We start from the raw sequence: 13,187 nt of genomic DNA, 5'->3' as shown, positions 1-13,187 counted from the left end.
GGCGCAGTCATGAGTCAGCAGTCTCGCCTTGCGAATACCTTTGCCGCCGCGCGCGGGGAAGGGCGGGCCGCGCTCATCGGTTACCTGCCCGCGGGCTACCCCGATCTGGCCGGTTCCATCGAGGTCTGCCGCACCATGGTCGAATCCGGTTGCGACATCGTCGAAGTCGGCGTCGCCTACTCCGACCCGGTGATGGACGGCCCGACCATCCAGGCCGCCGCCGATCAGGCGCTGCGCGGGGGAGTGCGGGTGCGTGACGTGTTCTCCGTCGTCGAGGCGATCACCAGCGCCGGCGGCCAGGCGGTCGTCATGAGCTACTGGAATCCGGTGCTGAAGTACGGCGTCGACCGTTTCGCGCGCGATCTCGCCGCCGCGGGCGGCGCCGGAATCATCACGCCCAACCTGATTCCCGACGAAGCCGACGACTGGTTCGTCGCCTCGTCCACGCACAACCTGGACCGCATCTTCCTGGTCGCGCCGTCCTCCACCGAGGAGCGCCTGGTGAAGACTTTGGAGGCGTCACGCGGGTTCGTCTACGCGGCGTCGACGATGGGTGTCACCGGTGCGCGGGACGTGGTCTCCTCGGCGGCGCCCGCGCTGTGCGCGCGGATCCGGGCACACTCCGATATCCCGATCGGTGTCGGTCTCGGCGTGCGCTCGGGGGCGCAGGCGGCCGAAATCGCTTCCTACGCAGACGGAGTCATCGTCGGCTCGGCCCTGGTGAGTGCCGCGGGCGAGAGCCTGGACGCGGTGCGCGCGCTGACCGCCGAACTGGCCGAGGGCGTGCGTTCGGCGACTGTCGCGTCGTAGTCCCGAGGGGCTCTGCAGCAGAGTTCTGCGGGGCGTGATGGCTCCCCAGAAGGCCGCCACGGTGCGGTGGTTCCAGCGCGCTGCGCGATCTCCGCTACGGTGGCCCCGTGACCTTACGAGTCCTGGCGTACATTCCCAGCCCCCCGCAGGGCGTGTGGCACATCGGTCCCTTCCCGCTGCGGGCCTACGCGCTGTGCATCATCCTCGGCATCATCGTCGCCATCTGGTGGGGCGAGCGGCGGTGGCGCGCTCGCGGCGGGCAGCCCGGCACCATCCTGGACGTCGCGATGTTCGCGGTGCCGTTCGGTCTGGTCGGCGGCCGGCTGTATCACGTCGCCACCGACTGGCAGAAGTACTTCGGCGCCGACGGCGACCCCAAAGCCGCGCTGGAGATCTGGAACGGCGGCCTCGGCATCTGGGGCGCGGTGCTGCTCGGCGGCGTCGGCGCCTGGATCGGCTGCCGGGTGTATCGAATCCCGTTGCCCGCCTTGGGCGACGCGATCGCGCCGCCGATCCTGCTGGCCCAGGCGATCGGCCGGCTCGGCAACTACTTCAACCAGGAGTTGTACGGCCGCACCACCGAATTACCGTGGGGCCTGGAGATCTACTTCCGCTACGACGACAACCTGAAGCCGGACGCGATGAACGGCGTCTCCAACGGCGTCGTCGACAAGGTCGTGCATCCGACCTTCCTGTACGAACTGCTCTGGAACGTGCTGATCGTCGTGCTGCTCGTGCAGCTGGACAAGCGCTACCGGATCGGGCACGGCCGGCTCTTCGCGCTCTACGTCGCGGGTTACAGCTTCGGCCGCTTCTTCGTCGAGCTGATGCGCGACGACGAGGCCACCAAGATCGCGGGCATTCGCATCAACTCGTTCACCTCCGCGCTCGTATTCCTCGCCGCCATCGCCTATTTCGTGTTCGCGACCAAGGGCCGGGAGACGGCCGAACAATTGCAGCCCGCGACCGAGCAGCGACCATGGCCGTGGCAGCTCGGCGCGTTGCGCGCGGCGGCGGCGTCCGGCGCGGGTGCGGGTGCCGTTGCGCTGAGCAAGGATTCGGCCGACGAGACGGCGGACGCGTCCACCGAGTCCGCGGACGAAGCTGCCGCGGGTGAGCCGGAGGAGGTTGCCGCGGGCGGCGATGCGGCTGGGGACGCCGCCGAGGCCGAGTCGGGTGCGACCGAAGCCGCTTCGACGTCCACCGGCAAGGCGGACAGGGCGACCGCCGCAGACACCGCGGCTGAGACGAGCGGGACCGACGCCGCGCCGGCGTCCACCGGTAAGGCAGCCGAGTCGACCACCACGGATACCGCGGCTGAGACAAGCGGGTCGACCGCCACCGACGCCGCCTCGGAGCCCACCGGCAAGGCCGGCGAGACCACTGCCGAGGGTGCTTCGGATGATTCCGCCGAAGCCGCGTCCGCCGACGCCTCCTTGTCGAAGGGCACCGCCAAGGACGCCACGGATACCGGCAAATCCTGACCGGCGCGGTGCCGCTGTGCGTGCGGCGGCACCGTTCACGTCGGCGTGCACCGGCGTCGCCGACCGGTCCTGGCAAGTCCTGCGCTTGCGCGGTCCCGCTGTGAGGGGGCGGCACGTTTCTGTCGGGGTGTACCCGGCGTCGCCGACCGGTCCTGGCAAGTCCTGCGCTTGCGCGGTCCCGCTGTGAGTGGGGCGGCACGTTTCTGTCGGGGTGTACCCGGCGTCGCCGACCGATCCCGGCAAGTCCTGCGCCGCGCGGTGCCGCTGTGAGCGGGGTGGCACCGTTTCTGTCGGGGTGTACCCGACGTCCTCGACGGGTCCTGGCAAGTCCTGTGCTGCGCGGTACCGCTGTAGCTGCGGCGGTACCGCGCACCGGTTTGCTCCGGATTTTCCGTGGCGGATAACGGAACCTCGGCACCGGCGATAATTCGGGAGAATGCCCCGAACGGTAAGGGGGCGACAAAATACGTCGGCCCGGCCAGAATGTCTCGTGATCGTCGCGAGCAGCTTCCCGCTCGGCGGATGGATCCATGTCGGGGGCCGATGAGGGAGCGCCCCGGCCGACTGAGGAGGACATGTCAGTGACCGACCCCTACCAGCAGAATCCCGGTGCAGGCGGCCCGCAGTACGGCCCGCCCGGTACGGGTCCGGACCTGAACAAGCCGCAGGACACCGCGGGCCAGCCGCAGTACGGCCAGCCCGCCGATGCTTACGCCCAGCCCGCTGATCCGTACGCGCAGCCGCAGTACGGTCAGCCCAACCCGTACGGCCAGCAGCCGGGCGGCTACCCGCCCGCCGCCTACGGCCAGCCGCAGGGCTACAACCCGAACGATCCGGAAGCCCCGTTCGGCCGCGACCAGTTCGGTGTGCCCTTCTCCGAGAAGCAGAAGCTGATCGCCGGCCTGTTGCAGATCTTCCTCGGCAGTTTCGGCGTCGGCCGTTTTTACACCGGCTACACCGGCATCGCCATCGCTCAGATCGCGGTCACCTGGCTGACCTGCGGTGTCGGCTTCATCTGGCCGCTCGTGGACGGCATCCTGATGCTGGTCGGCAAGGTGCCCGACAGCGACGGTCGCCCGCTGCGCGACTGACGCAGCCACCACGAGAAGGCGGGCATCTCCGGGTGCCCGCCTTTCTGTTGCATCAGGTCAGGTCGCCTCTGCCCGGGAAGGCTCTCGCCGAGGACGAAGGACCCAGCGCGACGTAAGCAACAGAATCCGGCCCGCATGATCGACGCGCAGACCCGGTTGGACCGTACAACCGTTTCGCGCACCATGATCGATATAGGGTTCTTCGCAGAAATACCGGCGTAGCCTTGGCCGGATTTGCGTGTTGTGTGTGGAGCTCCATACACCGAAGAGAGGGAACCCGTGCGTCGCAAGCTGTTCGCCGCCGCCATGCTCGCCATCGTCGCCGCCACCGGGCTCACCGCCTGCGGTAGCAGCAGTGATCCGAATGTGTTGAAGGTCGGCACCGAGGGCACGTACTCGCCGTTCAGCTTCCAGGGCGCGGACGGCAAGATCACCGGCTACGACGTCGAGGTGATCCAGGCGGTCGGCGAGAAGCTCGGCAAGAAGGTCGAATTCGTGCAGACGCCGTGGGATGCCATCTTCGCGGGCCTCGAGTCCAAGCGGTTCGACCTGGTGGCCAATCAGGTGACGATCAACGACGAGCGCAAGAACAAGTACGCGCTGTCGAGCCCGTACACCACCTCCGACGGCGTGATCGTCACCCGGTCGGACAACAACGGCATCACCACGCTGGCCGACCTGAAGGACAAGACCTGCGCCCAGTCGGCGACCAGTAACTGGGGCAAGGTCGCGGCGGGCGCGGGCGCGAAGGTCGAAGCGGTGGAGGGTTTCGTGCAGGCCATCCAGCTGCTGAAGAACGGCCGGGTCGACGCCACCGTCAACGACTCCCTCGCCGTCGCCGAGTACACCAAGAAGACCGGTGACAACGGCGTGAAGATCGCGGGCAAGACGGGCGAGACCAGCCAGCAGGCGTTCGCCGCCCGCAAGGGTGACGGGCTGATCACCGATGTCGACAAGGCGCTCACCGAGCTGCGCGCCGACGGCACGCTGGCCAAGATCTCGGACAAGTACTTCGGCACCGACGTCAGCAAGTAGCCGACGCCGTTCATGGATGCCGCCACTCGGGAACTGATCTGGCACAACCTGTGGCCGATGCTGCAGGCCACGGTCAACAAGACGATTCCACTCACCGCGATCAGCTTCGTCATCGGCTTGGTGATCGCGTTGTTCGTGGCGCTGGCCCGGATGTCACCGGTGTGGCCGCTCTCGGCGGCCGCCCGGTTCTACATCTCGATCATCCGGGGCACGCCGCTGCTGGTGCAGCTGTTCATCGTGTTCTACGCGCTGCCGCAGTTCGACATCGTGATCGATCCGTTCCCCGCGGCGGTGATCGCGTTCAGCCTCAATGTCGGTGGTTACGCGGCCGAGATCGTCCGCGCGGCGATCCTCAGCGTGGCGAAAGGGCAGTGGGAGGCCTCGCAGGCGCTCGGCCTGCGCTATCCGCAGATGATGCGGTTGGTGATCCTGCCGCAGGCCTCGCGGATCGCGGTGCCGCCGCTGTCGAACACCTTGATCTCGCTGGTCAAGGACACCTCGCTGGCCTCGACGATCCTGGTCACCGAGCTGTTGCGGGTCGCGCAGCTGGCCGCGGCCCCGACGTTCGACTTCTTCGCCCTCTACGGCGTGGCCGCGGTCTACTACTGGGTGATCTGCCTGATCCTCGGTTTCGGCCAGACCCGCCTGGAGACCCGCCTGGCCCGGCACGTCGCCACCTGAGCCCCTTCCTTTCCCGGCTTGGCCGCCCACGCGCCGAAAGCTACTTTGGCCGGGATCGGAAGGAGGCGGCGGTGGACGGCTGGTACGTGCTCGAAGCCAGTGCGCCGCATCGTTATCGGGTGCCATGGGACGACGAGCTGCCGGTGGCAGTGCCGACCGGCGTTCCGCTGGACGAGCACTACTTTCGCGGCTTCCTGATCTACCGGGCGTGGCGCGGGCAGTGGTTTCTGCGGCTCCGGTGGGCGGTGCGGCCGCCGGGGGAAGCGGATCGGCCGGCTGCGTGTGACGACTGCCTGCTGGCGGTCGGACCGATGAACGAAGTCGTCGTCGAGGTGCGGCGCACGGTCGACGGCCGGCCGCGCCGATATCGCGTCGCGCGGCGCGGCGCGGCCGATTCCTCTTCGCGCACAGTGCGATTCGATCTCGGCCGTGCGGTCACCGCCCGGGCCGACGAGATATTCGACGTCGAGCAAGCGGGTGCGTTGTTCCTCGCCTACTACTGCGCCGGAACCGTCCCGGACGCGGAATACACACTGCGCGAACTGGATTCCGCCGAAGGGCGGACCGAATTCGGTGTGCAGACCCACGTCCTGACCGTTGACCACGGGTGCTATCGGCCGGTGCTCGCGACGGTTGCCGAGGGTGAATTCGCGGCGCTGCTGCCCGAAGCCGAGCAGGATCCCGAACTCGGCGACGAATCCGCGGTGCTGGTCCTCGCCACCCTCCCTCCGGGCCGGGCCTGGGCGGACCTCGATGACGAGGAGGTCGCCGGGGGTGCTGAGTTTCTGCAGGTCGCCGGGTCGGGCGGCCGCTACTTGGTCGAGTGGCGGTTGTGGGACGGTACGGAGTACCGGCAGTTCGCGATCGGCCGGCATGCCACCTCGCCCGTCGAGGTCATGCGAGAGTCATTGCGGCAGTCCGGCGAATGGTTGGAGCAGATTCAGCACGATATGGACGAGCTGTCGGTGGCGATGGATCGGATCGAGTTCGATGCGGTCGAATGGGTAACAATCGAGGTGGCGTCCGCTGTGCTCATATCGGAGGACGGGACACCGCTTCTTGTGCCCGAGTCGGCGGCGGACAACGCGACAGTGCCGGCCGATGAGCCGCTGGCGCCTGTCATCCCGCTGCGCGCACGGGAACCGGATGGGGTCGCGGTGGCTGCCGACGACTCGGGCACGGACGCGGAGGACCCGGCGGTGGACGACTGCGTCCCGCAGATCTCCGTACCGACCGCCGACGTCCCGATCCACTTCGACAATTGCGTGGAGTACGTCTACCCGAACGAGGTCTTCGCCCCCGCCGAAGTGGACGTGCTCCTCGTGCACTACACCCGCACCGGCAGACTCCCGGAACTCGGCTTCAGCTACCGCGAGGTCTCTCTCGAACGGTGACGCGGGGCCGTTCGCGGACGCCTCGATTTCACCCGGTTCCGCCTCGCGAATTTCTACCAGCGAGTAACATTTTCCGGCGTCGTTCCAAATACGTACCGCTGGCCTGCGGTGTTGCGCTATTCGTAACAGTTGTAGGTTTCACCAAGTCGCGATCGTTTTTTTCACCCAGCTTTCACCTGGGGCACAGCAGGCTGTGGCTACCCGGCGGGACTAGGCTCTACCCGTGATGCGACGGACGAAGATTGTGTGCACGCTCGGCCCGGCTACTGCCACCGAGGACCGTATCCGCGAACTCGTCGAGAGCGGCATGGACGTGGCTCGGCTGAATTTCAGTCACGGCGAACACGCGGATCACGCCGAAAACTACAAGAAGGTGCGGCAGGCTTCCGATCACCTCGGCAGAGCGGTCGGCATTCTCGCCGACCTGCAGGGGCCGAAGATCAGGCTGGGCCGCTTCATCGAGGGCAAGACCGTCTGGGCGACGGGCGAAGAGGTCAGGATCACCGTCGACGATATCGACGGCACGCACGACAGGGTCTCCACCACCTACAAGGAACTCGCCAAGGACGCCAAGCCCGGTGACCGCCTGCTCGTCGACGACGGCAAGGTCGGCCTCACCGTGATCGAGGTCGTCGGCAACGACGTGGTCTGCCGGGTGACCGAGGGCGGCCCCGTCTCGAACAACAAGGGCGTCTCGCTGCCCGGCATGGACGTCTCGGTGCCCGCGCTGTCCGAGAAGGACATCGAGGACCTGGAATTCGCGCTGAAGCTCGGCGTCGACTTCATCGCGCTGTCGTTCGTGCGGTCCCCGTCCGACGTCGAGCTGGTGCACGACGTGATGGACCGGGTCGGCCGCCGGGTGCCGGTGATCGGCAAGCTGGAGAAGCCCGAAGCCATCGACAACCTGGAAGCGATCGTGCTCGCGTTCGACGCGGTCATGGTCGCCCGCGGTGACCTCGGCGTCGAGCTCCCGCTGGAGCAGGTGCCGATCGTGCAGAAGCGGGCCATCCAGATGGCGCGCGAGAACGCGAAGCCGGTGATCGTGGCGACCCAGATGCTGGAGTCGATGATCGAGAACTCGCGCCCCACCCGGGCCGAGGCCTCCGACGTGGCCAACGCGGTGCTCGACGGCGCCGACGCGGTGATGCTGTCCGGTGAGACCTCGGTCGGCGCCTACCCGATCGAGACGGTGCGCACCATGGCGCGCATCGTGCACGCGGTGGAGACCGAGTCGACCCGGGTGCCCCCGCTGACCCACGTGCCGCGCACCAAGCGCGGTGTCATCTCCTACGCGGCTCGCGACATCGGCGAACGGCTCAACGCGAAGGCGCTGGTGGCGTTCACCCAGTCCGGCGACACCGTGCGCCGCCTGGCCCGGCTGCACACCCCGCTGCCGCTGCTGGCGTTCACGCCGCTGCCGGAGGTCCGCAGTCAGCTCGCGCTGACCTGGGGCACGGAAACGTTCATCGTGCCGACGGTGGACAGCACCGACGCTATGATCCACCAGGTCGATGTAGCACTTCTCTCAATGGAGCGATACCAAAAAGGTGATCTGGTGGTAATCGTCGCGGGCTCCCCGCCCGGTACTGTCGGTTCCACTAACCTGATCCACGTACATCGCATCGGCGAGGAGGATCACTAGTCTATGAGCAGGTCTCTCGGTGGAACGGTGGTCGACGCGTCGGCCACCGGACGGTCTGATCTCGACGTTTTGCTCGGTCTGCTCGATCTGGAGCAGATGGACGAGGACGTGTTCGTCGGTCAGCACCCGGAGAAGGTGTGGAGCCGCACGTTCGGCGGTCAGCTGGTCGCGCAGGCGATCATCGCGGCCGGCCGCACGGTCGGCGACCGGCCCGTGCACGCGATCAACGCGCATTTCGTGCGCGGTGGCGACACGAAGAAGCCGATCGAGTACCGGGTGGACCGGCACCGGGACGGTCGCGCGTTCGCCAACCGCACCGTCACCGCCTACCAGGACGACCAAGAGCTCTTCGTGATGCTGGCGGCGTTCCAGGACTGGAACAAGGGGCTCGAGCACGGGCACCCGCTGCCGGAGGTGCCCGACCCGGAGACGTTGCCCCGGGTGGAGGAGAGCTTCCAAGGCTTGGAAGACAAGCTGGAGATGTTCATCAAGGCGCCGCATCCGATCGATATGCGCTACACCAACGACCCGGCCTGGATCCTGAAGGGCACGGGGGAGCGGCTCAATCACAACCGGGTGTGGATGCGCACGGACGGGCAGCTGCCCGACGATCCGCTGCTGCATGTGGCGGCGCTGGGCTATTCCTCGGACACCACCGTGCTGGATTCGATCATCACCACGCACGGTCTTTCCTGGGGCTTGGACCGGATCGTCGCCGCGACGGTGAATCATTCGATCTGGTTCCACCGGCCGTTCCGGTTCGACGATTGGGCGCTCTACGCCACCGAATCCCCGGTGGCGTCGGGTTCGCGCGGGCTGGCCACCGGCCGATTCTTTTCCCGCAGCGGCGAGTTGCTCGCCACTACCGTGCAAGAGGGCCTGATCCGGCACTTCCCGGCGCGTTCGACCACCACCGCGGGCTGAACCCCACCGCTGTCCCGGCGACCCGCGTCGCCGGGCACGGCGGACGGTGAGAGTTGCCGGGTAGCAGTCAGATTCGTTCGCGCTCGGTGTCGAGATCGACATCGGCGCGTTCCATGGCGCGGATCGTGAACGGAATCCCGCCGCCCGGCGCGGTACGCGCGACGCCGGAGATCCCCTGCCGCAGTTGCTGTTCCAAGCGCGCCATCGCGGCATCGGTGAGTTCGGCGCGGGCGCCGACCAGGCTGAGCGCGATCTCGTAGGTGCCGTAGCCGCCCGGGTCCTGCCCGGGATGCGCCGCACGCCACTGGCTTTCGAGTGCGTCGTGGGCTGGGTCGTCGGTGTCCACCGGCAGGGTGAAGCGCCACGCGAACACCTCCCGATCCTGGAGATGCTCGTCGACCACCTCGCGGACGGTCTGGACGACGCGTTCGAGGGTTTCCGATGTCACATACACATGGAGCGAAACATCCGAAATGCGTTTCGGCATGTCTGATTCCTGTCGTGTGTCGAACCAGCAACGGCGGAAGTTGTTGTCCGCGGGAGTGTAATCCCTCGCGCCCGGAAATGGACATAGCAGCCCTGCATTGCTGTGTCGAACTGCGCAATTGCCGCGGTGTGCGCGCTTATCGGCGGTGTGCGGCGAGGAAAGAAGCCAGCGGCGCGGATTCCAGGCGCGGCTCGATGATCAGGCCGGAGAGCTCGGCGCCGGCCGGGCGCGGCTGCTCGTGCGGAGCCAGGGCGAGGATCAGCGGTACCAGCGCTTCGGCGATCCGGTCGCCCACCTCGCAGTAGGCCTGTTCGGACAGGCCGATCGGGTCGGCGATGTTCTCCCGGCCGACCAGCGCGAGATCGTTGCGCGCACGGTGCAGTTCGGCGATCGAGCGCGCGCCGGTCACGTGCGCGATGCGGTGTGCCTCCAGCAGTGTGAAGGTGCGGGCGGCCACCCCGAAGCCCATCTCGCTCACCTGGTCCCGGATCTGCTGGGTCATCGTGAGGACCAGATCGGCGTTGTCCACCATGTCCGGCTTCAGCCGGCGGGCCTTGAACTCGCTCGCGTCCGCGCCCAGGCCCTCGATCGCCTGCGCCGCCAGCGGTTCGACCGGAAAGCCCACCAGCGCACGGGTTCCCGCGCTCTCGGCGGTCACATTCGGCAGCGCGTGTTCGACGGCGAGAGCGCGGGTGACGCGCTCGGCAATCACCGAACGGCAAACATTGCCGTTGCAGACGAACAGGACGTGCATAGGGATACGGTAAACGTTCGAATACACCGTGGATGTCCGAAAACCTCCGAATTCGGTTACCTGGACGAGTGTTCATCTGCAGGTCGAGCGCCGTACACGAACTGCGCCGCACAAAGTCTCGGATCGAGATGTGCGCCGCATTCATCGGATGATCATGTGCAACTGTGGTCTCCTGCACTTACCCCACCCGTGGTGTATCGAAACACAACGTTGTGATTGCCTCGTGATCGGCGTGACCGTTAGTCGAATTCGTTGCCGTAGAGCGTCTTCTCGTCCACCACGGGCGCGACCTTGGCGGGCTTGTCGTACACCCGGCCGCGGGTGCTGAACATCCGGCCGCGCGAGTCGATCACCGGCGCGAACCGCGCCATCCCCGTCGGCCGCGCCATATCGTCGTACATCGCGTCGATGCCGCCGCGCATGAAGTAGGCCTCGTGCCAGAATCCCGCGCCACCGGAGTCGCGCAGAAACCGGTGCCACCACTCGCGGTGCGGGTCGGACCGGGTCCAGCGCTCCAGGCTGTCCAGGTCGCGCCAGTACTGGCGGGCGCCCCAGTGCGGCGGGAACAGCGACCAGATCACGTCTTCGTGCAGCAACAGCCCGTCGGGCCGATCCTGGTGCGAGCGATACAGTTTCGGGCCGAGCCCGAGCAGCCGCAGCAGGCCGCGTGGCTTGTGCACCCGCATCCCCAGGTAGATGACCACCAGATCCGGATAATCCCGCAGATCGACCGTCGTCCTGTGCACCCGCATCGCAACCTCCGCTGACTCGGGCCTCCTATCACCCTATGCGTTGGATACGAGACACAAGAGCGATCAGTTCAGATCGGTCCGCGGCGCCCCGGGAAAGCCCTGGCGGCCCGGCGTGGCGCGTCGGCGGATGCGCGGTCCTGTCGGTGCGCACCGCTAATCTGCGGAGATGGCCACACCGGACGCGGCACTGCGCCGCCTGCTGCGTGATATCGGAAAGCTCTTGCAGCCGTACGGGTTCGAGGGCGCCGAGCCCAGCTGGGTGCGGGTCGAGGAAGGCGGTGTGGCGGTGGTCGGCCGCACCAGGGCGTTGCGGTCCTGGACCGACGGGCAGCAGGTGCTGCGCTTCGGTTTGAGCCTGCGCGTCACGCCGATCGCATGGTGGGAATTCGGCAATTGGCGCGCCGCGCAACTGGGCCGCGCGCCCAGTCCGCTCGAGGCGGCCACCGGTCCCGACCTGATCGCCGACGGCCTGCCCGAATCCATGACCGAGCTGTGGTCGCTGCGCACCGAACCCGACCAGCCGGGCCAGGTGCAGAGCGGTGATGTCGAGGCCATCCGCGCCGAGCTACCCCGTCGCGTGCACGCCTACGCCCGCCGCGCCCGCCAACTCCTGGAGCCCGACCGTTACCTGGACGAGCTACTGGCCCAGCCCGACCGGCAGGTCGCGACCTGGGAGGCGATCACCGTCCTGTTGGCCGAGCGCGGACCCACGCCGGAACTCGACGACGCGCTCGACCAGTTGCGCGCCCTCGCTCCGTCGACCCACGCCGACGGAGTCCTCGCCTACGCCCGCTCCCGAGCGGCCGTCGCCTGAGCTGTCGCGATATGCCCGCGCAACGCCTCCAATGTCGCGGGGTGGTCGAGCAATGCCTCGTTCGGCGCGGATGCCCGCGCAACGCCTCGAAAGTCGCGGTGTGCTCGAACAACGTTTCGTCCGGGCGCGGTGTTCGAGCGCTTCGCCTGTGATGCGGTGTTCGAGGCAACTGTCAGCCGATCTGTCCGCGGCCATCGCATCGCGTACGTTCTCGCCGCTGTTGCGGGGTTGGCCGCGAGATTGCTGCCCCGGCTTCCAGGCGGGACTCGGGCGCGAACTATCATGGAGGAGCTGCGGCATCGCTCGTCGAGGGGTGTCGCGCGGCGGTGGGGCCCGCCGTACCCGAACCGCGGCGATGTTGCCGACAACGGTCCCTGCTTGTGATGGCACGCGCCCGCTGCGGGCGCTACACGAGTGGGAGCCTCGGCATGACGACAACGGGTACCGGCTGCACGCAGACCGATATCGATCCCGATCTGTTCGATCCCGCGCCGCTGCGCGCCAGGATGAGCGCGCAGGCGCCGATCTTGGCGGTCATCGCGCTCGGCGGTGCGCTCGGCGCGGCCATACGCTACGGCGCGGCTCTGGTCTGGCCGACCGCCCCGGGAACGTTCCCGGTCACCACGATGGTCGTCAACATCACCGGGTGTGCGGCCATGGGGGTCTTCATGGTGTTGATCACCGAGGCCTGGACGGCGCCCGTGCTGCTGCGCCCCCTTGTCGGAACCGGCATTCTCGGCGGCTACACCACGTTCTCCACCTACGCCGCCGACAGCGACCACCTCATCCAAAACGGTAGCCCGGCAGTCGGTTTGGCGGTATTGGTGGCCACGCCGGTGGCGGCCCTCGTCGCGATCTGGATCGCAGCCGGGCTCACCAGACGGTTCATCGCCCTCGGTGCACAGCGTGTCACGCTAGATGTGCAGGTCAGCGAGCCGGAGGACGCGCAATGAACTGGGTCCTCGTCGTCGGCGCCGCGATGGTCGGGGCGCCGGTGCGCTATCTCGCCGACCGGTTCGTGCAGCGCCGGCACGACAGCCTCTTCCCGTGGGGCACGCTCGCGGTCAACACCCTCGGCTGCCTGATCCTCGGCTTCCTCACCGCGACGGTGAGTGCGGACTCGCATCTGCAACTGCTGGTCGGCACCGGTTTCTGCGGTGCGCTGACCACCTACTCGACCTTCTCGTTCGAGTCGGTTCAGCTGGCCCGCAAGCACGCCCGCTTCTACGCCGTCGCCAATATCGTCGGCAGCATCATCACCGGGCTGGGCGCGATCTTCCTCGGATCGGCACTCGCCCAAGCCCTTTGGGGCTGAGCGG

The 13,187-nt window shown here is 67.7% G+C and carries 14 protein-coding genes; 11 read left to right on the top strand and 3 right to left on the bottom strand.

The genetic code is table 11. The features are described 5' to 3' along the window. Positions 1 to 9: 9 nt before the first annotated feature. The 8 genes from trpA to TY25_RS12325 all read left to right on the top strand — a co-directional run bounded on the left by trpA (position 10) and on the right by TY25_RS12325 (position 9,061). Positions 10 to 810, top strand: a complete 801-nt coding sequence (gene trpA, locus TY25_RS12360; RefSeq protein ID WP_042256049.1) for a tryptophan synthase subunit alpha — start codon at positions 10 to 12, stop codon at positions 808 to 810. 107 nt (positions 811 to 917) lie between these two features. Beyond that, positions 918 to 2,294 carry a prolipoprotein diacylglyceryl transferase gene (lgt, locus tag TY25_RS12355; RefSeq protein WP_042256047.1) on the top strand — a complete coding sequence of 459 codons (1,377 nt, stop codon included), beginning with the start codon at positions 918 to 920 and terminating at the stop codon, positions 2,292 to 2,294. Positions 2,295 to 2,869: 575 nt separating this feature from the next. Continuing rightward, positions 2,870 to 3,385 (top strand): TM2 domain-containing protein, encoded by a 516-nt coding sequence (locus TY25_RS12350; protein ID WP_226887430.1) that lies wholly within the window; start codon positions 2,870 to 2,872, stop codon positions 3,383 to 3,385. A 306-nt stretch (positions 3,386 to 3,691) separates the two neighbouring features. Next, positions 3,692 to 4,420 (top strand): amino acid ABC transporter substrate-binding protein, encoded by a 729-nt coding sequence (locus tag TY25_RS44010; RefSeq protein WP_029902465.1) that lies wholly within the window; start codon positions 3,692 to 3,694, stop codon positions 4,418 to 4,420. 12 nt (positions 4,421 to 4,432) lie between these two features. Beyond that, positions 4,433 to 5,101 carry an amino acid ABC transporter permease gene (locus tag TY25_RS44005; protein ID WP_042256045.1) on the top strand — a complete coding sequence of 223 codons (669 nt, stop codon included), beginning with the start codon at positions 4,433 to 4,435 and terminating at the stop codon, positions 5,099 to 5,101. A 71-nt stretch (positions 5,102 to 5,172) separates the two neighbouring features. Then, entirely contained in the window at positions 5,173 to 6,495 is a 1,323-nt protein-coding gene (locus TY25_RS12335) for a hypothetical protein (RefSeq protein ID WP_042256044.1), read from the top strand. 223 nt (positions 6,496 to 6,718) lie between these two features. Next, positions 6,719 to 8,137 (top strand): pyruvate kinase, encoded by a 1,419-nt coding sequence (gene pyk, locus TY25_RS12330; RefSeq protein WP_029902459.1) that lies wholly within the window; start codon positions 6,719 to 6,721, stop codon positions 8,135 to 8,137. 3 nt (positions 8,138 to 8,140) lie between these two features. Then, positions 8,141 to 9,061, top strand: coding sequence for an acyl-CoA thioesterase (locus TY25_RS12325; RefSeq protein WP_042256043.1), 921 nt, complete (start codon positions 8,141 to 8,143; stop codon positions 9,059 to 9,061). 67 nt (positions 9,062 to 9,128) lie between these two features. Here the strand turns inward: TY25_RS12325 and TY25_RS12320 are convergent, their stop codons facing one another. From TY25_RS12320 to TY25_RS12310, 3 genes are all read right to left on the bottom strand, one after another. Further along, positions 9,129 to 9,509, bottom strand: a complete 381-nt coding sequence (locus TY25_RS12320; RefSeq protein WP_226887429.1) for a hypothetical protein — start codon at positions 9,507 to 9,509, stop codon at positions 9,129 to 9,131. A gap of 175 nt (positions 9,510 to 9,684) precedes the next feature. Next, positions 9,685 to 10,302, bottom strand: coding sequence for an arsenate reductase/protein-tyrosine-phosphatase family protein (locus TY25_RS12315; RefSeq protein WP_042256041.1), 618 nt, complete (start codon positions 10,300 to 10,302; stop codon positions 9,685 to 9,687). Positions 10,303 to 10,541: 239 nt separating this feature from the next. Further along, positions 10,542 to 11,054, bottom strand: a complete 513-nt coding sequence (locus tag TY25_RS12310; RefSeq protein ID WP_042256040.1) for a phenylacetaldoxime dehydratase family protein — start codon at positions 11,052 to 11,054, stop codon at positions 10,542 to 10,544. A gap of 166 nt (positions 11,055 to 11,220) precedes the next feature. Here TY25_RS12310 and TY25_RS12305 point away from each other — a divergent pair, with 166 nt between their 5' ends. The 3 genes from TY25_RS12305 (at position 11,221) to crcB (ending at position 13,183) form a co-directional block, all read left to right on the top strand. Continuing rightward, the gene (locus TY25_RS12305) at positions 11,221 to 11,868 is read left to right on the top strand and encodes a hypothetical protein (RefSeq protein ID WP_042256039.1); all 648 of its coding nucleotides are present in this window, start codon (positions 11,221 to 11,223) and stop codon (positions 11,866 to 11,868) included. A 428-nt stretch (positions 11,869 to 12,296) separates the two neighbouring features. Then, positions 12,297 to 12,821 (top strand): fluoride efflux transporter FluC, encoded by a 525-nt coding sequence (locus tag TY25_RS12300; protein ID WP_042256038.1) that lies wholly within the window; start codon positions 12,297 to 12,299, stop codon positions 12,819 to 12,821. Next, entirely contained in the window at positions 12,818 to 13,183 is a 366-nt protein-coding gene (gene crcB / locus TY25_RS12295; RefSeq protein ID WP_042256037.1) for a fluoride efflux transporter CrcB, read from the top strand. Before TY25_RS12300 ends, crcB begins: the two co-directional genes overlap by 4 nt. The last annotated feature ends 4 nt before the right edge of the window (positions 13,184 to 13,187 follow it).

It is taken from the genome of Nocardia brasiliensis NBRC 14402, from assembly GCF_000308475.2.
In the GTDB taxonomy this organism is placed as follows: domain Bacteria; phylum Actinomycetota; class Actinomycetes; order Mycobacteriales; family Mycobacteriaceae; genus Nocardia; species Nocardia brasiliensis.
This window is presented reverse-complemented; position numbering and strand designations above follow the sequence as displayed.